Origin of the sequence: Aeribacillus sp. FSL K6-3256 (genome assembly GCF_037965805.1) — a bacterium.
In the GTDB taxonomy this organism is placed as follows: domain Bacteria; phylum Bacillota; class Bacilli; order Bacillales; family Aeribacillaceae; genus Aeribacillus; species Aeribacillus composti.
In genome coordinates, this window is record NZ_CP150188.1 from 2,318,051 (window position 1) to 2,338,351 (window position 20,301).

Genomic DNA, 20,301 nt, shown 5'->3' on the forward strand with positions numbered 1-20,301 from the left:
GTGATTATTCATAGAGTAAAATTATTTCACTTATTACGCTTAACGTCAATATCTTTTCTGGCAGCGCGCGATTCAATTAGAATCATGTCAACCTCGCTTATGCAGGAAGCGAGCGGTAAGGTTTGAAGCATAAGCGATTGACTCGGTTGAAACGAAATCATTTAAAAACAGAAAAAACTTCCCATTTTCAGGGAAGCCGTTTCTCTCGAACGGAAAGAGATCCGTGAAAAATAGCCTTTTTCAATTGCCCTTCCGCTTCAAAGATTTGACTGAGCGCTTTTTCTGTTGAACCTCTTTCTACCAACGCAGTATACGTATTCTTTAATGCGCGAGAAATAATCGCATATTCTTCCTTTGTCATAAATCAACCAACCCCGTATAAATTTTATCCATTTTAATTTATGCAGAGCTGGTATTATTTATGCTTTTTTGGGCGGTTTAGGTCCCCAATACTGATAATAGTGCGTTTCGATAAACCCGTTAAAAAGTTTCCGTTTTTTTGTCGCCTTTTTTCCGTAAAACTGTTCAAAGCTTTTATTGCTTGTCAAAATGTAAATCGACCAAGTATCTAACAGCGAGAATGTTTTCCCCATTTCCTTATATAATTGCTCCACTTCTTCTCGTTCTCCGAGTCGCTCACCATACGGTGGATTCCCGACTATTACCCCAAATTCCTTCACTGTACGTAAATCTTTAACTTGCATTTGTTTAAAAGTAATGACATCCGAAAGCCCGGCCTCCATGGCATTTTCTTTTGAAATCTCAATCATTTTATGATCAATGTCCGTCCCGATGCAGTCGAGGCGAATATCATATTTAGCTAAATCCTCTGCTTCTTCTCTTGCCCTTCTCCATACATCCTTGCCGATCCAGTCCCATTGCTCTGAAATAAAATCTCTATTGAAGCCGGGCGCGATATTTTGCCCAATTAACGCCGCTTCAATCGGAATCGTACCTGAACCACAAAATGGATCAAAGAAAGGTCTGTCAGGAGTCCAATTCGTTAGCAAAATAAGTGCAGCAGCGAGCGTTTCTTTTAAAGGGGCATTTCCTTTTCGAGCGCGATATCCTCGTTTATGGAGGCCGTCTCCGCTCGTATCAATGGTCAGTGTAGCAATGTCTTTATGTAAAGAGATCTCAATCTTGTAAACCGCCCCTGTCTCTTCTAACCAATCGGTCGTTTTTCGGTACTGCTGCTTCAATTTTTCAACTATTGCTTTTTTTACAATTTTCTGGCAGTCAGAAACACTTGCCAGTTTTGATTTCACCGATTTTCCGATGACAGGAAATTGAGCGTTTTCAGGCAAAAAATCCGCCCAATCAATGGCTTTCGTTTTTTCAAACAGTTCTTCAAATGTCGTCGCCGAAAATTCAGCCACTTTTAATTTCACTCGATCAGCCGTTCTAAGCCATAAATTCGCTCGGCAAATCGCCAGTTCATCGCCTTCAAACGTTACTTTTCCGTTTTCCACTTTGCATGTATATCCTAGATTGCGCACTTCTGATGCAACAATCGCTTCAATTCCCATTGCAGCTGTTGCAATCAATGTAAACCGTTTGCTCATTTTTTCACCTGTCTTTTTCAGAAAATAAAAGCTCTCCAAATGGAGAGCACGAAAAATTGCGGTTTATTCCATAACGTTCTGTAAGCCATGTTTTGTCCCCATGCAGCTTGTACATGGGTGGTAATCATCTATCTACAGAAGGGTTTTAGCCCTTCTGTCCTTCTCCTCGTTCATTTCCTCAGAGAAGGTGCCCCTACCATCATTTGGGTTTCTCGCTCGTGGGGTTTACCGCGTTCCACTCTTGCGATTTCTCGCAAGACTACGTCACTGTGGCACTTTCAGGGTAATAGTGCCATACTAATCAATAGCTTAGGCACGTTCCCCGCCGTCAGCCGAAAAGGCTGCCCTAGCTTATGGTTTCGCTAGGCACGAACACTACGGGCATCTCAGCACCGTGCGAGCATGGACTTTCCTCTACAACGGATGATCCGTTGCAGCGATTACCCGAACGTTATGCTAAACCGCATTATGTAGTATAGTGAAAATGAATAAAAAATTCAAGTGGCATCCATGAACATTACTCATATAATTTGCTTCCAAATACATGTTTTTCTAAATTCGATAAACGCTTCAAAATGTCAAAGTTCGTTGTATTCGCCTGCATCGTCGGTTGTTTTTTCGATGCTTCTTCGAGCTGCTTTTTCAGCCGCATATTTTCCTGCCGCAACTGTTCAATCTCCTGGTAAAACGTTTCGTAATCTTTAATGATAATATCTAAAAATTTATCAACTTCTTCTTGTTTATAACCGCGCATCGAAGTTTTAAACTCTTTTTCCAAAATTTCTTTCGCCGTTAATCTAATTTTATCTGAAATCAACTCGGTTCACCTCAATCGTCAGAAGTCCTCCTAGGCTATATTTTTTCAAACTTCCTGATTAATGTCAATTTATTCTTTATGGTAATAACATGTCTCCATCCTATTATAGGAAAAAATGAAGCCTTCAGAGGTTTAAAAATAATGATTATAAACGGAAGGAGCTGGTTACTCAGCCCCTTCTCAAAGATTATCTCGGAAACGGACCAGGTCCCATGCACTGAAAATGTTGATGTGACACATTATTTACCGCAGATTGAGTATGCGGGAAATAATGCAAATGTTGATACATTTGATGATTAACATTTGTTGTATGAATTGGATGGATATGAGGAACGATTGTTGTTGAATGTGTATGATTGACGCAGCATTTCGTCGGATGAACAATCGGCTGAAGAACGTTCGGTCTGCATTTCATATTATATAACTCCTTCCTATTTATTATTTTTACAATACTAGCCTATGAATATAAAAGTGTACATGTACTAATTCAAATACCTATTTTCAAAAAAAAGCAGGCGCGATATTTATCATGTATAGGCATTTCCTTCATAACCGATTGATTAAGGCACTATATTAAAATTTTGAAAGAGAAAGACCTTCTTGTTCGATGGAAGGTCTTGCTAGTCAATCTTTTTCTTTTTCTTTTTTTATATTTGACAGAAAAAGCATCTAATAGGCGATACCGTTTTTTCTCGTATATAATACCAAAATATGTTGCCGCCGGCATCTATTCCTTTTAACAAATCCTTATATTAGACGGTTGTGATCGAGTAATTGTTTCATCTTTCCAAATCTTCCAACTTATTTTTTTTCTTTTCCAGCCTCCATTTTCTTTTCAGCAGCTCTTCTTTTTGTGTTGAATGTTTGGATACTCCCATTCTTTCCAGCTGTTTCAAAATTTGAATCGCTTCGTTTGTGTCCATATATGCAGCATCAATATTTTTTTCATAATGCTCATAAAATTTGGCCAGTTCGACTAAAGCTTTTATTTTCAAAAAGCCTTGTCCATGTTTTTTAATTTCGCTCCATAGTTTCACTGCCTCATCCAAACGTCCGTTTCGTTTTGCCAGCATTGCCATTTCAAATTTCGCCTTGAGGTGAAGGCTGTTTGACTGCTCGTTTATTTTCGCATATGAAAAATAAGCAAGCTTTTCATTTCCTTGAGCTTGAAACCATCTTGCCATTTCAAACAGTTCTTTATCATCATGGTTGTCATCGGGAAACAAAAGCTTTTTTGACAAATGAATATAAAGTGAAATTAAGGAGAGAATATCCATCTCATTATGCTGAAAAATTCCGATCACACTATCAGGATTTGGGTCTTTCAAAAAATGATGGTAAAGGATCGGCGCTAAATAGCCGGGAGTATCTTCCTTTCGGTTCACTTGCAAAATATCTTTTTCAACATTTGATAATTTTACCGACTCCAATCTATTTTTCCAGAGACGTCTAGCTGCATGATATAAATCAAAATGGCCGTACTCAGGCAATTGCGGCACCATATTGCGAATGAGAGTATGTCTCGTTTTCACTTGAGGCCAATCAAATGCTTTTCCATTGTATGTGACTAATGTTTTTATATTTACTTCACTTAAAAACCGTTGATATAAAGCAACCTCATGGCCAGGAGCAGGCAAAAAAAGCTGTTTGATCACCACTTTATCGAATAATATTCGCGCAAATCCAAGTAAAAAGATCATATTGCCTGCTCCGCCCTTTAAACCAGTCGTTTCCGTATCGAAAAAGAAAAGTTCATAAGGTTTATGCCCTTTTGCTGACAGCGGATGCTCCATTTCATTGTCATTCCAGTAATCTACAACATCAATTACTTCGCTCAATTCATACAATCCATGGCGATAATTGAGCGGATATTCTACTTCACGGATGAGAATATATTGGCCATCAAAGAAAAACGGCTTGACTCCAACGCTTTCCCAGCGTTTTAAATATGGAATCTCTATATCCTGTTCCTTTTTCAATACGTCTTCATGAACAATATGATTTTTTAATCTGTTTAATTTTTGTTTTATGGACATAAAATCTGTCCTTTCTTTATATATTGAAGCAGCAGAAGCGCCGCTTCCTTTCTTCCGCTCGATTCTCCATCAAGACCGATGCAGGAAGGGCAGCCATCATCGCATTTACAGTTTGTTACCATTTCTTCCGTTCTTTCAAGCAAGCATTCAAACTCATCAAATACTTTCTTCGCCAGCCCAACTCCGCCTGGATATCGGTCATACAAATAGATGGTTGGTTTTCCGTTGTGAATGGATTTCACTTGAAATACAACGTCAAGATCGTTTGGATCGCACATTGCTGCAAGAGCACTCACATATTTTAAAGCATGGCTGATACCGACTAAAGCTTTTTCCATTTGTTCTTCCGATAAAACAGAAAAAACGTCATTTTTAAAGCTAATCCAAGCACCTGTTGTATGAAGCTCTTCCTCCGGCAGATGAATAGGACCAGAACCAATGTTCTCATGTGTGCCAAATTTGATTTTTTTAAATATCGTCGGTTGGGCAAGCACCATGACATCTCCAAATCCAATCTCCATGCTCTTGCTTTCCTTTTCCTGATCCACCTCAAGCACCTTCAATTGAACAGCTAGGTTCGCATCCGTAAAATAGTCAACATTGACTTCAGAAACATATGCTTTTTTTTCTTCCCAATCGAGCTTTTCAACCTGAAATTGCCTTCCTTCATGCAAATAGATCGCTTCTTCATGAAGCATCGTCATGGCGCTGAATCGGTCCATTTCCCCGATGACATTTGCGCCATTTGTAGTGTCAATAATTACGACATTTTCTTGAGAAGCAGAACGCAAGCTGATCCCATGTGCAGGAAACGAATCGCTCATCCAATACCATCTGCCTCCGTTTTCGTAAAGAACGCCTTCCTCTTTCAGAAAATCAAGTATATCGTCAACCTCCACCCCATCTAACGTTTCACCTGACTGAAATGGAAGCTCAAACGCCGCACATTTTATATGATCTACGAGAATGATTAAGTTATCTGGATGAATGATCGCACTTTCCGGATTTTTTTCAAACAAATATTCTGGATGCTTTAAAATATATTGATCTAATGGACTCGATCCTCCGACGAGAATAATTGCTGCTTCCTCTTCCCTTCTGCCCGCCCGGCCTGATTGCTGCCACGCGCTGGCAATCGATCCGGGGTATCCTGTCATAATGCAAACCTGCAGCTGACCGATATCAACCCCTAGCTCCAAAGCATTGGTGCTGACGACACCTTTAATTTTTCCCTCTCTAAGGCCTTTTTCAATTTCCCTTCGCTGCTTCGGCAAATAACCTCCGCGATATCCGCGTATCGTTTTCGATCCCAATTCCTTTTTCGTCATCTCTTGCAGATACGTTAAAATAATTTCAACCCTTGTCCGGCTTCTAGCAAACACAATCGTTTGAATGTCGTTTTTTAAAAATTCTTTCGCAATCTCTTTTACATCAATCATGGCGCTTCTGCGGATATTGAGAGGCTTGTTAACAACAGGCGGATTGTAAAAGATGAAATGTTTTTTGCTTCTTGGGGCTCCGTTTCGATCAATAAGAACCGCTTTCTCTCCAATCAATGTTTCAGCAAATTCCAACGGATTTGCAATCGTTGCCGACGTACATATAAATTGAACGTCGCTTCCGTAAAATCGGCAAATTCTCTTCAGCCTTCTGATTACATTCGCAACATGGCTTCCAAATACTCCGCGATATGTATGCAATTCATCGATGACGACATATTTTAAGTTTTCAAAAAGCGACACCCATTTCGTATGATGCGGTAAAATGCCTGAATGTAGCATATCAGGATTTGTCATAACAATATGACCAGCTTTTCGAATCTTTTGACGGATCGTTGGAGAAGTATCTCCATCGTATGTATAGCAATTTATCTCCGTTTTTATTCCTTCAATCCATTCATTCAGTTCGCTTTTTTGATCCTGAGCTAGCGCCTTTGTCGGAAAAAGATATAATGCTCTCGTGTTATTGTTTTTTAATATTGCGTTTAAAACAGGCAAATTGTAGCACAACGTTTTTCCTGACGCTGTCGGGGTTACAGCGACAATGTTGTGATGATTTAACGCTAATTCAAACGCTTCTTTTTGATGACTGTATAATTGTTCAATTCCTTTTTTCTTCAACATTTCCTTCAATCGGTTATCCATATCTTCTGGAAAAGGAACTGTGATTGCTTCTTTTTCAGGTATTGTGTGCCAATATACAATCTGATCCCGAAAACGCTCGTCATGTCTAAAATCATGGATGACTTTTTCAAAAGGTTTCCGCCCAAGCATGACCCATTCCTCCTCGAATTCACTACATCTATTCTAACGAATAAACGTTCGTAAATAAAGCATGTTTTCATTGGAAGCTTTCGTATAAACTTTTCGAAACTCTTTTGCATATAAATGTGAAAAAAAGAAAGGGAGTGAGAGAGCAAGATGAAAAAAGACAAAAAGGAACATGATGAATTTTTGCCCGTGTTTTCCCAACTAGATCCGCTTCCAGGCAGGTTTTCACAATTTTTCGATCCTGCCTACATTCAATCGCTATTAAAACCGTTTCATGATTTGTTTGATGCCGCAATGTCCCTTCCCTTTTTTCATTTTGACACTCATGAAACCGATCAAGAATGGGTGTTAGAGGGAAAGCTTCCAGGAGTGAAAAAAGAGCAAATACGCATCGAATCGTATGATCATGTATTAACGATTTCCATTCAGCAAGATCAACATATTGAACAAACAAATGATGAAAAACAGATGACGCAAATGTTCAAGTCTCATGGCAAATTTGCGAAATCCTTTTATTTGCCAGCCTACTTAGATGTACAACGTATTAAAGCATCGTTTCAAAATGAAAAGCTGAAAATTGTGATCCCTTCCAAAAAAACAAAAATAAATATTGACTAATTTGCTTCTAATCAAAGAGGTTGTCCAAAAAGTCAGGGTAACTGACTTTTGGAGTCCCTCATTTTTCCACTTTTAAAAAAGCAAAAAAAATCGTCCTTTCTAAATAAAATGTAGTTGGGACCCAACATCACAGAAAGGACGATTTTTTATGAACCAATCAAATGATTACTACGGAAACAGCACTTTCACTAGATGTAAAAGAAGAAAATACTCCTGACAAAAGAAATTAACATTCCCTCCTACTTTCAAACTATATGACAACCGTCAAGTTCAAGTAATTTTCGATATTGAATTGCTCATACCAGAACATCACGTGGCACGTGTCATAGACAAAATGGTGAAGACGATGCAAGATGAGGTATTGTTTTCTCATTAGCTCACACTTCCTGAAATAGCCGGCATCCGCCAGCTACTTTCAGATAAAAATCGAAAAATATAAAAGCAAGTGGAGAGAAACGCGTTGTTTCTCTCTACTTGCTTCCTTTTAGGGACTTATCGGGCAGTCCCATTTTTCCTATTGCATCCTGTAATTGTCTGTTTTGTGATCGGTACTCATCATTCCCCGGGCAATCATGTCATCAGCTGTTGTTCCCGATTGGAAATATTCTTTTTCCAAAAATAGGTTTTTGATATAAAAAGGATTTTTTCGTACATCCAACAAAGCATAAACAGCCTTGACTTGCGGCGAACGGCATCCCTAGCGCCTTACATCGTTTCAAAGCTCATTATTCAGCATCAAGCTTTAAAAATTTGCGTGACTCCTTTTAAAAGGGAGCTCATTTGATTCATCGTTTGAACAACTTGTCCTGCTGTATCGATCATTTTGTTAAAATCCATCTGTCCGTCCGCTTTTTTAAATGAAGAAAGTAATGAAGGATTTGACCCTTTTGGCATCATCATAGGCAGCGTGCTTGGATAAGGCTGAGGATACGGATTCATAAATGGCTGATAATATGGAGATTGGAAATAAGGAACAACATGTTGATTCATCATGAAATATTGATCGTAAGAAACAGGTCTTAACCAATCATAAACATGATCATGATACATTTTGATCCCTCCAATAAAAACTTAACTAATCATAAAATATGTTTTTGCCTTTTAAAGGGTGAGATGTCAAATAGTGTCGGAAGTTTTTATTTTTTTTAAAATTGATAATTACAAAAGAGATGGTAACATATTAATATAAGTGTTAGGGGGGGATGTTTTATGACGGTTCAAACATTGAGGGAAAGATTTAAAATGGAGAAGCAATACGAAGCAGAATGTGCAAATGAATTGCTGGACTTTGCTCGCAGATTGTATCTTTATGAAAACATCAGCATCAAAGACTTTCGAAATATTGTCAAAACGCTAGAACAGCAAGGAGCCGTTACACCTGAATACATCCTTTAAATCAAGCAGAGGCGGGAGAATTTTCTCCGGCCTCTTTTTGCCGCTTACGAATAGTCCCGTTTACGGCAGTTCAATAGCATAGATTGACAAAAAAGAACGGATATTTTTTAGATAGAATCTTTTAACCCCAAGATTTCTTCAAACGAAGTAAGGTTTTGCGTAAATCGAAAGCCCAATAGATTGTGTCTATATATTTCACACATAATAAAGCGGAGAAACTGCTCGCTTCTCCGCTTCCCCTTTTTCATTCATTTTTTTTCCATTTCACGGATCATGCTTCTTAATGTGTATTCAGCAGATTCTTTTATATTTTTAAATCTCACCTTGCTTGTATCTTGAAAAAAAGATTGGATCACAATGTTTTCAATATGCTCTTTTGCCGTATCAATTTGTTGCGAATGCAGGTATCTAGGATGGTACTTATTGATCCATTTTTTCGCAACAATTTCCCATTCATCCAATATTGGCAAAATCTTGTCAACACTCGGTTTAATTTCGGCAAAAAAATCGTATTCCAGTCCTTCCTTCTTGGTTCTCTCGAAGCGTTGAGCACTTTTTTGGATCACTTGAAGCAATTGCTCCGTGATTTTCCGGACTTGTTCTTCATCCAAGGTTCTCACCTCAGATTCATCATAGCAAATTTTTTTTGTTTTACCAAATTTTATACTACCTTTTTTCTCAAGCTCCGCACGAATTTCCTTTCTGCACACATTTTCTCAAATTTATTCATCTTTTCTTCTCCATTTTCTATAAAGTTTGAAACGGCTTGTTTTGTCCGATGAATTTCTTTATCTATATTTTGCGTCAATTGCTGCTCTAAAAGATCAATTTGTTTTTCAATTTCTTGCAATTTTTTTAATGCCTCTTGCTTTTCTATAAACGAACTCATCAGCATCCCTCTTTTCTTATTTTTGCTAAAAAATTCTTCTTCCTAAATATGAGTCCTGCCTGTTTGACAAAACTAGTTGTGATTCGGCAAAAAAAGTGTAAATTCCCTGCATTCAAAAATCCGCTTCATTGTGCGCATGTATTTTTTCAGGTTAGAAAAAATAAACATGGGAGGTGTTATGATGAAAAACGATAAAAAAACCATTCAAAATGATAGTCAAAAAGAAAAAAAGCGAGGAGTTGGAGACAAAAAGCTTGAAGGTCCAAACAGACCCTCTACTTAAAAATGGTCAGGCTCATTGCCTGACCATTATTGTAAGTATTGCTTCATCATGCATAATAAATGTAGCTGGGACTGTTTTTTCTCATACCAGTTAGTTAATTCAATTCGTTTCGGAATCTCTGGATCTTTATAATACTTTCCGAGCCGCTGCCCATGAAACCATTCTCTTTCTTTTTCGTCTATTTCGTGTGAGATTATCGGAAAAGCCGTCCTTAAATATGGGGATTTTCTTTTTGTTGTTTTTTTCATATATTTTTCATAATCATACCGTGATCCTGTATGTATTACACGATTTGAAAATTTTAGAAACTGTCCATGGTAAAGAGGATGAAATAAAAGCCATGCCAGCCTTTTTCCCAATTCAATCCGTTTTTTGACATGGCTGAATTGATGGGTGGAAAATCCGTACAATTTTCCTGTTAACGTCGGAAACAGTATAACGCGAAAATGAAATAGATCTTGAAAAATAAACGGCAAGCTGTGAAAGACAAATTTTTTAAATAATGGATGATCAATAACCGGTTTTTGAATAACATGCTGCTCATTAATAATAAGGGAGGTTAAAAGCCTTTTCTCATCTTTTGTGCGGAAAAAGCGTTCCCACTCCTCAATCATAAAGGCGGATACATGAAAAGCTTCGAGCAAATAAAACATCGGTTTGTTGTAACGCTTGGAATATTCATATAGTAAAAGCTGTGGATAAGCATCAGCAAAAATGAGCCAGTTTGCGGTTTCAACTGATAAAAAGAGCCATTGCCGTTTTTCATAAGGCAAAGCCTGTTTGAGGGGAATACCTTCTAAATCTGTCATAAACCAGCCGGCGTTTCTGGAGACCATGCTTGCCAGCAACGCCCATTTTACTTCCGGATGTTTTTTATAAAACTTTGCATATCGTTCCGTCCGTGAAATATTATCAACATTTCCGTCATCTGTTTTTAATTTTGTTTGTAATATTATATCATGTAGTGACATAGTATTCCCTCTTTCAACTTAAATCATGTATAATGAAGTCATTTCATCGAAAAAAGGTTAACATTTTTTGTTAAGATATAAATAGCCGGAAAAAGGAGGAGATCGCTTGGCTATTCGTTATCCTAACGGAAAGTTGTGGAAAGCTAAACAAAATGTAGCGAATCCAGTCCCAGTTGAAATACAATATTCAAATAGAGGGATGACCCTCGAGGACGACTTAAATGAGACAAATCTTTATTACAGGGAAAATGGAATAGCTGTCATCCATAAAAAACCGACTCCGATCCAAATCGTTTCGGTTGATTATCCGAAACGGAGCGCAGCAGTCATTAAAGAAGCTTATTTTAAACAGGCTTCAACAACCGACTACAACGGAGTTTATAAAGGCAAATATATTGACTTTGAAGCAAAAGAGACAAAAAACAGCTCTTTTCCACTAAAAAATATTCATGATCATCAAATTGAGCATATGAAGGCTGTGCTCGAACAAAACGGAATATGTTTTCTAATTATACGATTCACTAAACTAAATCAAATATACTTCTTAGAGGCTGAAAAATTGATGCATTTTTGGGAAAGACAGAAAAACGGGGGAAGAAAATCGATTTCGCATCAAGAAATTGTAGAATGCGGTCACCATATCCCTCTTGGCTATTGCCCAAGAGTTGATTATATTAGTATAATAGACAAGTTATATTTTTAGCTACTGCCCTTTTCATTCTAAATGAAAGGTTGGATTTATAATGAGTCAACAATATAAATCGAGGGAAGAAAGACGAAAAGCTTTAGCAAGTAAGAAAAAAAAGCCGAAGAAAAAAGGAATCGCAAGAAAAATTGTGTTTTTCATTCTTTTGTTAGGGCTTGTAGGCATCATTGGAGGAACATCGACATTTGCTTATTTTGCAGCAACGGCACCTCCTCTAAATGATGATCTTTTAAAAGGAAATATGTCATCAAAAGTATATGACAAGGACGGAAATGAAATAGGTGAGGTCGGTTCGGAAAAACGGACATATGTGAAGATCGATGAAATTCCGCAAGTTGTAAAAGATGCGTTTATTGCTACGGAAGATGTTCGATTTTATAAACATAACGGAATCGATCCAATTCGTATTGGAGGCGCTGCAATTGCCAACTTTAAAGAAGGATTCGGTTCTGAAGGTGCAAGTACAATTACGCAGCAGCTTGTCAAGCTTTCCTTTTTATCTCTTGACAAAACATTAAAAAGAAAAGCTCAAGAAGCATGGCTTGCCTTGCAAGTGGAGCAAAAATATTCAAAAGATGAAATACTTGAAATGTATTTAAACAGAATTTATTATCCCGGCAACTATTACGGCGTCGCAAGAGCTACTGAAGCTTTCTTTGGGAAGGATCTTAAAGACATCACGCTGTCTGAAGCGGCAATGCTGGCTGGGATGATTAAAAATCCTGATCTATACAACCCTAGAAAAAATCCCGATCTGGCGGAAAAACGCCGCAATGTTGTCTTAAATTTAATGGTTAAAAACGGATTTATCAGTGAAGAGGAAGCGGCAAAAGCTAAACAAACATCCATCACAGAATCATTAGTAGAACCAAAAAAGCAGCAAAACAAATATCATGCCTTTATTGAACATGCGATTGAAGAAGTAAGAAAAAAGCTTGGCGTTGATCCGAGCTCAGCAGGATTAAAAATCTATACAACAATCGATACAGATGCTCAAGAATATGTTGAACAATTATTGAACGGCGACGAAATCAGTTATCCGAGCAAATATTTTCAGGCTGGAATTGCTCTAATCGACACGACAACAGGTGAAATACGCGCCATCGGCGGCGGGAGAAACCAACCGATTGGCGGATTTAACTATGCTGTCGATTTAAAACGGCAGCCTGGTTCAACCATTAAGCCTATTTTAGATTACGGCCCTGCCATTGAGCATTTAAAATGGTCAACGTATCACCAAATCGTTGATGAGCCGTACACGTATTCAAACGGAAATCCAATAAACAACTATGACCGCAGCTATAAAGGGCAGATGTCAATCAGAGAAGCATTGGCTGATTCAAGAAACATCCCAGCATTAAAGGCGTTTCAAGAGGTTGGTGAATCGAGGGCAAAAGCATTTGCCGAGAAATTGGGAATTAAAATCGATAAAATTACAGAAGCATACGCAATCGGCGGATTTGAACACGGCATATCCCCTCTTCAATTGGCGGGGGCTTACAGCGCCTTTGGCAACAACGGTATATACAATGAACCATATTCCGTAACAAAGGTTGTTTTTGTTGATGGAACAAAAGCTGATTTAACACCAGATCCGGTCGAAGCAATGAGCGATTACACAGCATTTATGATCACCGATATGTTAAAAACCGTTGTAGAACGAGGAACCGGTACAAGAGCTCGTGTGCCTGGCTTGAATATTGCCGGCAAAACGGGTTCAACGAACTTTACAGAGCAAGAAAAAGCAAAATATCATCCGGAGCGCGGTGCAGCAAAAGACAATTGGTTTGTCGGCTATACACCAAAATACACAGCTGCTGTTTGGACTGGATATGAGAAAAATGAAGAGAAAATGTATATAACAAAAAGGGAACAACAAATTGCCAGAGACATCTTTAGAAAGCTAATGCGGCATGTATCTGACGGGGATTCATCCGATTTCAAACAGCCGAAAAGCGTGGTGAAAAAGGCAATCGAAAAAGGATCTAATCCGGCGAAGCTTGCAAGCAAATATACGCCAAAAAATATGATTACGTACGAATATTTTGTAAGAGGCGAAGAGCCGACAAAAGTTTCAACGAAATATGAAAAGCTGGACAAACCGTCAGGCCTATCCATCAATTATGATCAAAAAACGAATGCAGTGAAGCTTAGCTGGAATCACAGTGAATCGGACGTTTCATTTGAAGTGAGCGCCTCGATCGATAACGCTGCTTCCAAAGTATTAACGACTACAAAAGACAAATCGTATGTCTTGTCAAATGTGAAACCTGGTTCTGTATATAAATTCAGCGTTACAGCTGTAAGGGACAGCATGCGAAGCGATCCTGCAAGCGCAATGATCGAAATACCTTCTGTGGAGGAAGAGGAGCAAGAAGAATTACCAGATGAATTAACGCCGCCTGAACAGGAACAAAATGAAGGACAAGATGAAGAGGATCAATTGGAGAACGAAAATGACAATGAACAAAATAACGGGCAAAATGAAGAGGAAAATCAAAACGAGAATCCTGAACAGCCGCAGACGCCAAATGACAGTACACAAAACGGCAATCAAGGCGGCGGACCTACTCCTCCTCAAGATCCAGGCAATAACTTCAATCGTTCACAAACGGGTGGAAACGGAAGTTCACAAACCGAAACGCCTGCTGTTCAGCAATGAAAATAAGGGACTGTCCAATAAGTTCCTAAATGGAGCCAGTGGAGAAAAACAGCTCGTTTTTCTCCATTGGCTTTTGTTATAAAAAAATGAGAGGGCTCGAAAAATTCAGTTACCCTGAATTTTTCGAAGCCCCCTTTTGTTTTGCTTTTTTGATCGCCTGATGTTTATAAAACAATTTTTCCGTTTCTGTAAATAGTTCATTTAATTGAATATATGCATGATATTGAGTAGGCTTTTTTAAAATAAACGTTAGACGATCTTCAATATTGACGGGAGCTATATCCAGCTTCTTTATTTCGTCTAATTGCAGTGAATGAACCGGCTTTTCATTGAGCCAATAAAGAAGTTGGATATAGAGGCAGATCCCTGTCATCATTTTTTGTCGATCCATTTTAAACGGTTTTGTTATCGTGCGTTGAATCTCGGTTTGAATTTCCTTCCACTGCTTAAAAAGCTTGGGCAAAAATTGCTCGCTCGCCTCCCACGGTCTCGTATCATCCATTCCAGCCAAATATTGAAGATCATAATAAAAAAAATCAGTTGGATGCAAATATACAGATTCCTCGTCAAAAAACGCAGTATTTTGAAATTGCTCAGGGAGATGAAACATCTTCCTATCGTGCATTTTTTATGCCTTTCCTTTCATTCTTTTTTCCCCTTCTCTGCACAAATAAAGAAGAGGACATTCATGACACTTTGGTGATTGGGCTTTGCAATGATACCTTCCAAAAAAAATAAGCCGATGGTGGGTGATTCCCCATTCGTCCTCAGGAACTTTTTCCATCAATGTTTTTTCCACTTCCAATACAGAATCCTTCCAACGGCAAATTCCGAGCCGCTTCGACACCCGTTCAACGTGTGTATCGACGGCGATGGCAGGTTTTCCAAACGCAACAGATAAAACAACGTTTGCCGTTTTCCTTCCTACTCCAGGAAGGCTCATTAATTCCTCTCTAGTTTCCGGCACTTTTCGGTCAAATTCTTCAATTAACATTTTGCATAATTTTTGAATATTTTTCGCTTTGTTACGATAAAGACCGATGGAGCGAATATCTTGTTCTAATTCCTCCAACGGGACAGACAAATAATCATCAGGTGTTTTATATTTTTGAAACAAATTTTTTGTTACTTTATTGACTAACGCATCCGTGCATTGAGCAGACAAAACGACAGCAATGACCAGTTCAAAAGGATTGCTGTGTACAAGCTCGCAATGAGCATCAGGAAACATTTTCCTGATAACCTCTAAGCATTCTTTTACTTTCTTTTTTGATAGCATGTACCATCACCTTTCAATCAGCTTGAACGAGGAAAAGAATTTTAGTTTTCCAGCCAGTTGTAGAAAGGCACCTTCCTTTTATATTCTTGCTCCCCTTGAGTAGACTGCTTTTGTTTTTGATTGAATTCATGAAATTTTTGTGAATGCTTTTTAGCTTGTTCAATTGTTTTGATTCCATTCTTCTTCCATTCAAATAAAATCCGATCAATATATCGAAAATTTAATTTTCCGGAGATCACCGCTTCCCTTAATGCAGAAATGATAATATCGGGATCATGATGATCTTGGTCGATCCAAAAAGCTAACGTTTCGCACTCAATCGGGGAAAGAGGTCGTCCAAATTCTTGTTCAAAGATGGTGTATAATTGATTTTCCTTTTCTACTTTTTCTTGATCTTGGTCCATGACGACTACATCATACAACTTTTCCCATAGCTGTTTTAAAGAATATTTCTCATAAATCATCCCGTTTTGCTCAAATTCCTCTATCGTTAAAAAACCTCTCTGAACTAAACTCCGAAGCAATTTGACACATTCCGCCGTTGTGATTGTCATATGGTCGGAAAGTTCTGTAGGAGTTGGAAAAGCATTTCCTTTTTGAATGTGGGAATGTACGTGCAAAAGGAGAACAAATTCTTTTTCTGACAAACCTAAATCGGCATAATTCCGCAGCAGTATATTGGGAACGGTCAGTGATCCATCTTCCACTAATTCGGTGAACTGTTTTTTCTTCATATTTCGACACCTCAAAATAAGTATACCATGATTGCGGCCATTCATGGCTTCAGAATGCATGGCTGAAAAACGAAACCTCCTGAAGATAGGAGGCTTCATGCAGTTTACGGATATAAACGATTTAATAAACGCGGAAATGGAATCGTTTCACGAACATGTTCGACACCGCATATCCAAGCAACAGTTCGTTCAAGTCCAAGGCCGAAGCCGGAATGAGGTACGGATCCGTATTGCCGCAGCTCAAGATACCATTTATAAGCTGCTTCGTCCAGATGATGCTCTTCAAGTCGTTTTTTTAATAAATGATAATCATGGATGCGTTCAGATCCGCCGATGATTTCTCCATACCCTTCAGGAGCGATTAAATCCGCGCACAGAACAACCTCTGGTCGATTTGGATCAGGCTGCATATAAAAAGGTTTTAAGCTTGTCGGATAATGTGTAATGAAAACTGGTTTATCAAAGCTTTCCGCGATCGCTGTTTCATGCGGCGAACCAAAATCGTCCCCCCATGCGATGTCGTTGAATCCTTTCTTATGCAGCAGCGCGATAGCGTCGTCGTATGTTATTTTCGGGAACGGAGGAACAACCTGCTCCAGCTTGGAAATGTCACGTTCTAATGTTTTCAATTCAAGTGAACAATTTTTTAATACCGATTGCACAATATGGGAAACGTACTGCTCCTGCAGCTGCAAATTGTCTTCAAATTGATAAAACGCCATTTCCGGTTCAATCATCCAAAATTCAATTAAATGACGGCGCGTTTTCGATTTTTCAGCCCGGAATGTCGGCCCGAATGAAAATACTTTGCCTAAGGCCATAGCAGCTGCTTCCATATACAGCTGACCACTCTGCGAAAGGTAAGCATCTTCATCAAAATATTTCGTATGAAACAATTCCGTCGTTCCTTCAGGCGCACTTCCGGTCAAAATAGGGGGATCCACTTTGACAAACCCTTGATCATTAAAAAATTCATAAGTGGAACGGATGAGTTCGTTGCGCACTTTCATAATGGCGTGCTGGCGCTTTGATCGAAGCCAAAGGTGGCGATTGTCCATTAAAAATTCAGTACCGTGTTCTTTTGGCGTAATCGGATAATCGCTTGCTTCATGAATAATTTCTATATTTTCAACGCCAAGCTCATATCCAAAAGGTGAACGTTCATCCACTCTCACAACTCCTGTGACATACAAAGAGCTTTCTTGTGTGAGTTGTTTTGCTTTTTTAAATATTTCTTCATCCACCTTCGATTTTTCAACAACCCCTTGAATAAAGCCTGTTCCATCCCGAAGCTGCAAAAAAGCAATTTTTCCGCTTGATCGCTTATTCGCCAACCAGCAGCCGATTGTTACTTGTTCTCCGACATGGTTTTTAACATTTGAAATCGTTGTTTTCACAGCTTTACCCTCCATATGAAACCGCCTTTTTATTCGATGCTTTCTATTATACATATGTTATTCCTTTTTTTTCAATAAAGGAAACCAGCGAAAAAGCCGGCAGAACCACCGGCTATTGACAATCTTTACTGTTTATGATTGTTGACAAAGCGATCAATACGTTCAATCGCTTTATTTAAAAGTTCTAGCGATGTCGCATACGATAATCTTACATTATCTGGAGCACCGAAGCCGCTTCCTGGTACTAGCGCTACCTTTTCCTCTTCCAAGAGCGCCTCGACAAATTCGTCAACATTACGAAAACCTGTTATCTCTGCTGCTTCTTTTGCATTTGGAAATAAATAAAATGCTCCTTGTGGTTTAATGCACGAGAAACCAGGTATTTGCACAAGTTTTTCGTAAATGATATTTAAACGGTCTTCAAAAGCTCTTCTCATTATTTCGACCGGTTCTTGAGGTCCCTCATACGCCGCGATCGCAGCATATTGAGCAATTGAAGTCGGATTTGAAGTGCTGTGGCTCGCTAGGTTCGTCATAGCTTGAATAATGCGCTCATTGCCCGCCGCATAACCAATTCTCCATCCTGTCATTGAATGGGATTTCGATACACCATTAATAATAATTGTTTTTTCTTTTACTTCAGGAGAAATTTGAGCGATGGACACATGTTCATTTTCTCCGTATACTAATTTTTCATAAATTTCATCGGAAACGATAATAAGATCATGGCTAAGGCAAACCTCCGCCAATTCTTTCAACTCATCCCGCGTATAGATCATGCCGGTCGGGTTGCTCGGAGAATTGATAATAACCGCTTTTGTTTTGTTTGTGATCGCTTGCTGCAGCTGATCAGGCGTAATTTTAAATTGATTTTCTTCCCTTCCCTCTACAAATACTGGAGCTCCGCCTGCAAGCTTCACTTGTTCCGGATAGCTTACCCAGTATGGAGAAGGAATGATCACTTCATCACCATCGTCAAGAATAGCTTGAAACAATGTATATAAAGCGTGTTTAGCGCCTGTTGAAACAATAATTTCAGACGGTTTATATTCTAAATGCTGGTCTTTTTTAAATTTTTCTATAATTGCCTCTTTCAATGATATAAGTCCTCCAGAAGGCGTATACTTCGTATGCCCTTCTTTCATCGCTTTTTCTGCAGCGTCTAAAATATGATCAGGAGTGTTAAAATCCGGCTCGCCTGCCCCAAGGCCAATCACATCATGCCCGGCTGCTTTCAATTCTTTTGCTTTTGCAGTGATCGCCAGTGTAGATGAAGGTGTTAAAGTTGATACGCGTTTAGATAAATTCACTTTTACAATGCTCCCTTCTTATTGCTTAATGCTGTACATTTTATAAACTCTGTCATCCGTAAAGCTAACAATAAAATATGTATAACGGTTTTGTTGGTCAATATATTGGACCTCCCAAACCGGTATATCCCATTTTTTCGAATCTGTATCATCATACCCAAGCATGATTTTCTTTATTTTCTTCGGCTTGCTGTTGTCAATGTTTTGAATCAATTGAAGTACGTCGTCTTTGCTCAAGCCTTCCTTCGCTTTTTTAATTAAAATTTTATCCGTGTTCCCCTTTTTCATCCAGCCGATAATTTTTTCGCCTTTTTTATTTTTCCCTTGAATGATATAGTAAACATTTCGATTATAAAATGTGTTGACTTCATCGATCGATGCAAAGCCATGCTCCTTCGCAGCTTGTATAGCTGTTTCGTGTCCTTTTGTTTTATCTTCTTTTGCACTATTATAAAGAAAAGCAAACGTCACCACTAAAAAGATAAGAGCGCATATAAAAGAAATAAAAATTTTTCCTTTCATTATGATCACCGATTATGTTCTATAAATAGTAAAAACCGCTTTATTTGGATCTTTGCTGTCAAGGGCTAATCCGAATAATAAATGTTCTCTTTTTAATGTCCGATTTAGCAAATCAACTATTTTATACAAATCGTCGGAATGCTCAACCGTAACGGAAGATATAATTTCGATTTTGCTTTCCATGTCAGCTTCCTCCTTTACAAAAACAAAATTTGTAATTCATACTTACAAAGCATCCAGGAAACAATACAGATACAACAGCAATATGTTGTTATCTGTACCCATTATAACAGCTTTACGGCTCACACTAAATAAAATTTCTCCTAGTCCACACCTAATTTTTTGAGGAGCCATCGCTGCTCCTCTTTTTTCTATATGTACAGAAAAGTTATGGCCAATTACGTCCGCAACAGAAAATAGGTCAAGCCCTATCGAAAGCTTAAGAGCCTGACCCTTGTTTATCACATAATCGTGTTCGCCGGTTCCTCTTTAATTAACTCGATGATTTCATTGTTTTCATTCATGATGGCTATCGTTGGACGGTGGTTTTTTAATTGATCTTCATGCACAAGCTTATAGGAAATGATAATGACCACATCACCGACCTGAACAAGCCGGGCAGCCGCACCGTTTAAACAAATGACACCGCTTCCTCTTTTTCCAGGAATCACATACGTTTCAAAGCGTTCGCCATTATTATTATTCACGATTTGCACTTTTTCATTCGGGACAATCCCAACGGCATCTAAAATATCCTGGTCGATCGTAACGGAACCGACATAGTTCAAATTTGCTTCCGTCACCCTTGCACGATGAATTTTTCCGTTCATCATCATACGAAACATGT

22 protein-coding genes and 1 other RNA gene are annotated in these 20,301 nt (G+C 38.5%); 4 read left to right on the forward strand and 19 right to left on the reverse strand.

What is annotated here, in order from left to right; translation table 11 throughout:
- Nucleotides 1-187: 187 nt before the first annotated feature.
- The 7 genes from NSQ84_RS11045 to NSQ84_RS11075 all read right to left on the reverse strand — a co-directional run bounded on the left by NSQ84_RS11045 (nt 188) and on the right by NSQ84_RS11075 (nt 6,691).
- The gene (locus NSQ84_RS11045; protein WP_157728005.1) at nt 188-361 is read right to left on the reverse strand and encodes a hypothetical protein; all 174 of its coding nucleotides are present in this window, start codon (nt 359-361) and stop codon (nt 188-190) included.
- 58 nt (nt 362-419) lie between these two features.
- Nucleotides 420-1,565 carry a class I SAM-dependent RNA methyltransferase gene (locus NSQ84_RS11050; RefSeq protein WP_066251860.1) on the reverse strand — a complete coding sequence of 382 codons (1,146 nt, stop codon included), beginning with the start codon at nt 1,563-1,565 and terminating at the stop codon, nt 420-422.
- A gap of 76 nt (nt 1,566-1,641) precedes the next feature.
- An RNA gene (gene rnpB, locus NSQ84_RS11055) (RNase P RNA component class B) lies at nt 1,642-2,017 on the reverse strand.
- Nucleotides 2,018-2,082: 65 nt separating this feature from the next.
- On the reverse strand, nt 2,083-2,382 hold the full coding sequence (gene gpsB / locus NSQ84_RS11060; protein ID WP_063388535.1) for a cell division regulator GpsB: 300 nt from the start codon (nt 2,380-2,382) through the stop codon (nt 2,083-2,085).
- A gap of 187 nt (nt 2,383-2,569) precedes the next feature.
- Complete coding sequence (locus NSQ84_RS11065) at nt 2,570-2,797, reverse strand: CotD family spore coat protein (protein ID WP_063388536.1); 228 nt, start codon at nt 2,795-2,797, stop codon at nt 2,570-2,572.
- A 364-nt stretch (nt 2,798-3,161) separates the two neighbouring features.
- Nucleotides 3,162-4,418, reverse strand: coding sequence for a ribonuclease H-like domain-containing protein (locus NSQ84_RS11070; protein WP_066251863.1), 1,257 nt, complete (start codon nt 4,416-4,418; stop codon nt 3,162-3,164).
- A complete protein-coding gene (locus NSQ84_RS11075; RefSeq protein ID WP_066251865.1) occupies nt 4,409-6,691 on the reverse strand; it encodes a DEAD/DEAH box helicase in 2,283 nt (760 codons plus the stop codon). The genes NSQ84_RS11070 and NSQ84_RS11075 overlap by 10 nt, the downstream gene beginning before the upstream one ends.
- 147 nt (nt 6,692-6,838) lie before the next feature.
- On the opposite strand from NSQ84_RS11075, the gene NSQ84_RS11080 reads away from it, so the two are divergent.
- A complete protein-coding gene (locus NSQ84_RS11080) occupies nt 6,839-7,306 on the forward strand; it encodes an Hsp20 family protein (protein WP_066251868.1) in 468 nt (155 codons plus the stop codon).
- A 735-nt stretch (nt 7,307-8,041) separates the two neighbouring features.
- Here the strand turns inward: NSQ84_RS11080 and NSQ84_RS11085 are convergent.
- On the reverse strand, nt 8,042-8,356 hold the full coding sequence (locus NSQ84_RS11085; protein ID WP_063388540.1) for a YppG family protein: 315 nt from the start codon (nt 8,354-8,356) through the stop codon (nt 8,042-8,044).
- 159 nt (nt 8,357-8,515) lie between these two features.
- Between NSQ84_RS11085 and yppF the strand changes: the two genes are divergently transcribed.
- A complete protein-coding gene (gene yppF / locus NSQ84_RS11090) occupies nt 8,516-8,701 on the forward strand; it encodes a YppF family protein (protein WP_063388541.1) in 186 nt (61 codons plus the stop codon).
- A gap of 248 nt (nt 8,702-8,949) precedes the next feature.
- Here the strand turns inward: yppF and NSQ84_RS11095 are convergent, their stop codons facing one another.
- From NSQ84_RS11095 to NSQ84_RS11105, 3 genes are all read right to left on the reverse strand, one after another.
- Nucleotides 8,950-9,312 (reverse strand): YppE family protein, encoded by a 363-nt coding sequence (locus NSQ84_RS11095; RefSeq protein ID WP_066251871.1) that lies wholly within the window; start codon nt 9,310-9,312, stop codon nt 8,950-8,952.
- 50 nt (nt 9,313-9,362) lie between these two features.
- Nucleotides 9,363-9,590, reverse strand: a complete 228-nt coding sequence (locus tag NSQ84_RS11100) for a hypothetical protein (protein ID WP_066251875.1) — start codon at nt 9,588-9,590, stop codon at nt 9,363-9,365.
- Nucleotides 9,591-9,899: 309 nt separating this feature from the next.
- Nucleotides 9,900-10,844, reverse strand: a complete 945-nt coding sequence (locus NSQ84_RS11105; protein WP_066251879.1) for a DUF2515 family protein — start codon at nt 10,842-10,844, stop codon at nt 9,900-9,902.
- A gap of 106 nt (nt 10,845-10,950) precedes the next feature.
- Here NSQ84_RS11105 and recU point away from each other — a divergent pair, with 106 nt between their 5' ends.
- A complete protein-coding gene (gene recU, locus NSQ84_RS11110; protein ID WP_063388545.1) occupies nt 10,951-11,547 on the forward strand; it encodes a Holliday junction resolvase RecU in 597 nt (198 codons plus the stop codon).
- Nucleotides 11,548-11,587: 40 nt separating this feature from the next.
- Nucleotides 11,588-14,212 (forward strand): PBP1A family penicillin-binding protein, encoded by a 2,625-nt coding sequence (locus tag NSQ84_RS11115; protein WP_063388546.1) that lies wholly within the window; start codon nt 11,588-11,590, stop codon nt 14,210-14,212.
- 109 nt (nt 14,213-14,321) lie between these two features.
- On the opposite strand, the gene NSQ84_RS11120 is transcribed toward NSQ84_RS11115, so the two are convergent.
- The 8 genes from NSQ84_RS11120 to panD all read right to left on the reverse strand — a co-directional run bounded on the left by NSQ84_RS11120 (nt 14,322) and on the right by panD (nt 20,299).
- A complete protein-coding gene (locus tag NSQ84_RS11120; RefSeq protein WP_133309192.1) occupies nt 14,322-14,837 on the reverse strand; it encodes a YpoC family protein in 516 nt (171 codons plus the stop codon).
- Between the two features lie 3 nt (nt 14,838-14,840).
- Nucleotides 14,841-15,491: an endonuclease III gene (gene nth, locus NSQ84_RS11125; protein WP_327873770.1), complete on the reverse strand. Its 651-nt coding sequence runs from the start codon at nt 15,489-15,491 to the stop codon at nt 14,841-14,843.
- Between the two features lie 41 nt (nt 15,492-15,532).
- Nucleotides 15,533-16,225: a DnaD domain-containing protein gene (locus tag NSQ84_RS11130; protein WP_063388653.1), complete on the reverse strand. Its 693-nt coding sequence runs from the start codon at nt 16,223-16,225 to the stop codon at nt 15,533-15,535.
- Nucleotides 16,226-16,329: 104 nt separating this feature from the next.
- Nucleotides 16,330-17,622 carry an asparagine--tRNA ligase gene (gene asnS / locus NSQ84_RS11135; protein ID WP_327873771.1) on the reverse strand — a complete coding sequence of 431 codons (1,293 nt, stop codon included), beginning with the start codon at nt 17,620-17,622 and terminating at the stop codon, nt 16,330-16,332.
- Between the two features lie 125 nt (nt 17,623-17,747).
- A complete protein-coding gene (locus NSQ84_RS11140; RefSeq protein WP_063388549.1) occupies nt 17,748-18,932 on the reverse strand; it encodes a pyridoxal phosphate-dependent aminotransferase in 1,185 nt (394 codons plus the stop codon).
- An 18-nt stretch (nt 18,933-18,950) separates the two neighbouring features.
- Nucleotides 18,951-19,454 carry a DUF5590 domain-containing protein gene (locus NSQ84_RS11145; protein ID WP_063388550.1) on the reverse strand — a complete coding sequence of 168 codons (504 nt, stop codon included), beginning with the start codon at nt 19,452-19,454 and terminating at the stop codon, nt 18,951-18,953.
- A 12-nt stretch (nt 19,455-19,466) separates the two neighbouring features.
- On the reverse strand, nt 19,467-19,637 hold the full coding sequence (locus NSQ84_RS11150; RefSeq protein ID WP_065095534.1) for a YpmA family protein: 171 nt from the start codon (nt 19,635-19,637) through the stop codon (nt 19,467-19,469).
- A 278-nt stretch (nt 19,638-19,915) separates the two neighbouring features.
- Nucleotides 19,916-20,299 (reverse strand): aspartate 1-decarboxylase, encoded by a 384-nt coding sequence (gene panD, locus NSQ84_RS11155; protein WP_063388552.1) that lies wholly within the window; start codon nt 20,297-20,299, stop codon nt 19,916-19,918.
- Between the last annotated feature and the right edge of the window lie 2 nt (nt 20,300-20,301).

Excerpts from the sequence above, each read along its gene's own strand:
- NSQ84_RS11100 (WP_066251875.1), bottom strand. The coding sequence starts at position 9,590 with ATGAGTTCGTTTATAGAAAAGCAAGAGGCATTAAAAAAATTGCAAGAA.
- NSQ84_RS11115 (WP_063388546.1), top strand. The coding sequence starts at position 11,588 with ATGAGTCAACAATATAAATCGAGGGAAGAAAGACGAAAAGCTTTAGCA.
- panD (WP_063388552.1), bottom strand. The coding sequence starts at position 20,299 with ATGTTTCGTATGATGATGAACGGAAAAATTCATCGTGCAAGGGTGACG.
- NSQ84_RS11075 (WP_066251865.1), bottom strand. The coding sequence starts at position 6,691 with ATGCTTGGGCGGAAACCTTTTGAAAAAGTCATCCATGATTTTAGACAT.
- nth (WP_327873770.1), bottom strand. The coding sequence starts at position 15,491 with ATGCTATCAAAAAAGAAAGTAAAAGAATGCTTAGAGGTTATCAGGAAA.
- NSQ84_RS11130 (WP_063388653.1), bottom strand. The coding sequence starts at position 16,225 with ATGAAGAAAAAACAGTTCACCGAATTAGTGGAAGATGGATCACTGACC.
- NSQ84_RS11050 (WP_066251860.1), bottom strand. The coding sequence starts at position 1,565 with ATGAGCAAACGGTTTACATTGATTGCAACAGCTGCAATGGGAATTGAA.
- NSQ84_RS11120 (WP_133309192.1), bottom strand. The coding sequence starts at position 14,837 with ATGCACGATAGGAAGATGTTTCATCTCCCTGAGCAATTTCAAAATACT.
- NSQ84_RS11085 (WP_063388540.1), bottom strand. The coding sequence starts at position 8,356 with ATGTATCATGATCATGTTTATGATTGGTTAAGACCTGTTTCTTACGAT.
- NSQ84_RS11145 (WP_063388550.1), bottom strand. The coding sequence starts at position 19,454 with ATGAAAGGAAAAATTTTTATTTCTTTTATATGCGCTCTTATCTTTTTA.
- NSQ84_RS11105 (WP_066251879.1), bottom strand. The coding sequence starts at position 10,844 with ATGTCACTACATGATATAATATTACAAACAAAATTAAAAACAGATGAC.
- NSQ84_RS11065 (WP_063388536.1), bottom strand. The coding sequence starts at position 2,797 with ATGAAATGCAGACCGAACGTTCTTCAGCCGATTGTTCATCCGACGAAA.
- NSQ84_RS11045 (WP_157728005.1), bottom strand. The coding sequence starts at position 361 with ATGACAAAGGAAGAATATGCGATTATTTCTCGCGCATTAAAGAATACG.
- NSQ84_RS11150 (WP_065095534.1), bottom strand. The coding sequence starts at position 19,637 with ATGGAAAGCAAAATCGAAATTATATCTTCCGTTACGGTTGAGCATTCC.
- NSQ84_RS11080 (WP_066251868.1), top strand. The coding sequence starts at position 6,839 with ATGAAAAAAGACAAAAAGGAACATGATGAATTTTTGCCCGTGTTTTCC.
- NSQ84_RS11070 (WP_066251863.1), bottom strand. The coding sequence starts at position 4,418 with ATGTCCATAAAACAAAAATTAAACAGATTAAAAAATCATATTGTTCAT.
- yppF (WP_063388541.1), top strand. The coding sequence starts at position 8,516 with ATGACGGTTCAAACATTGAGGGAAAGATTTAAAATGGAGAAGCAATAC.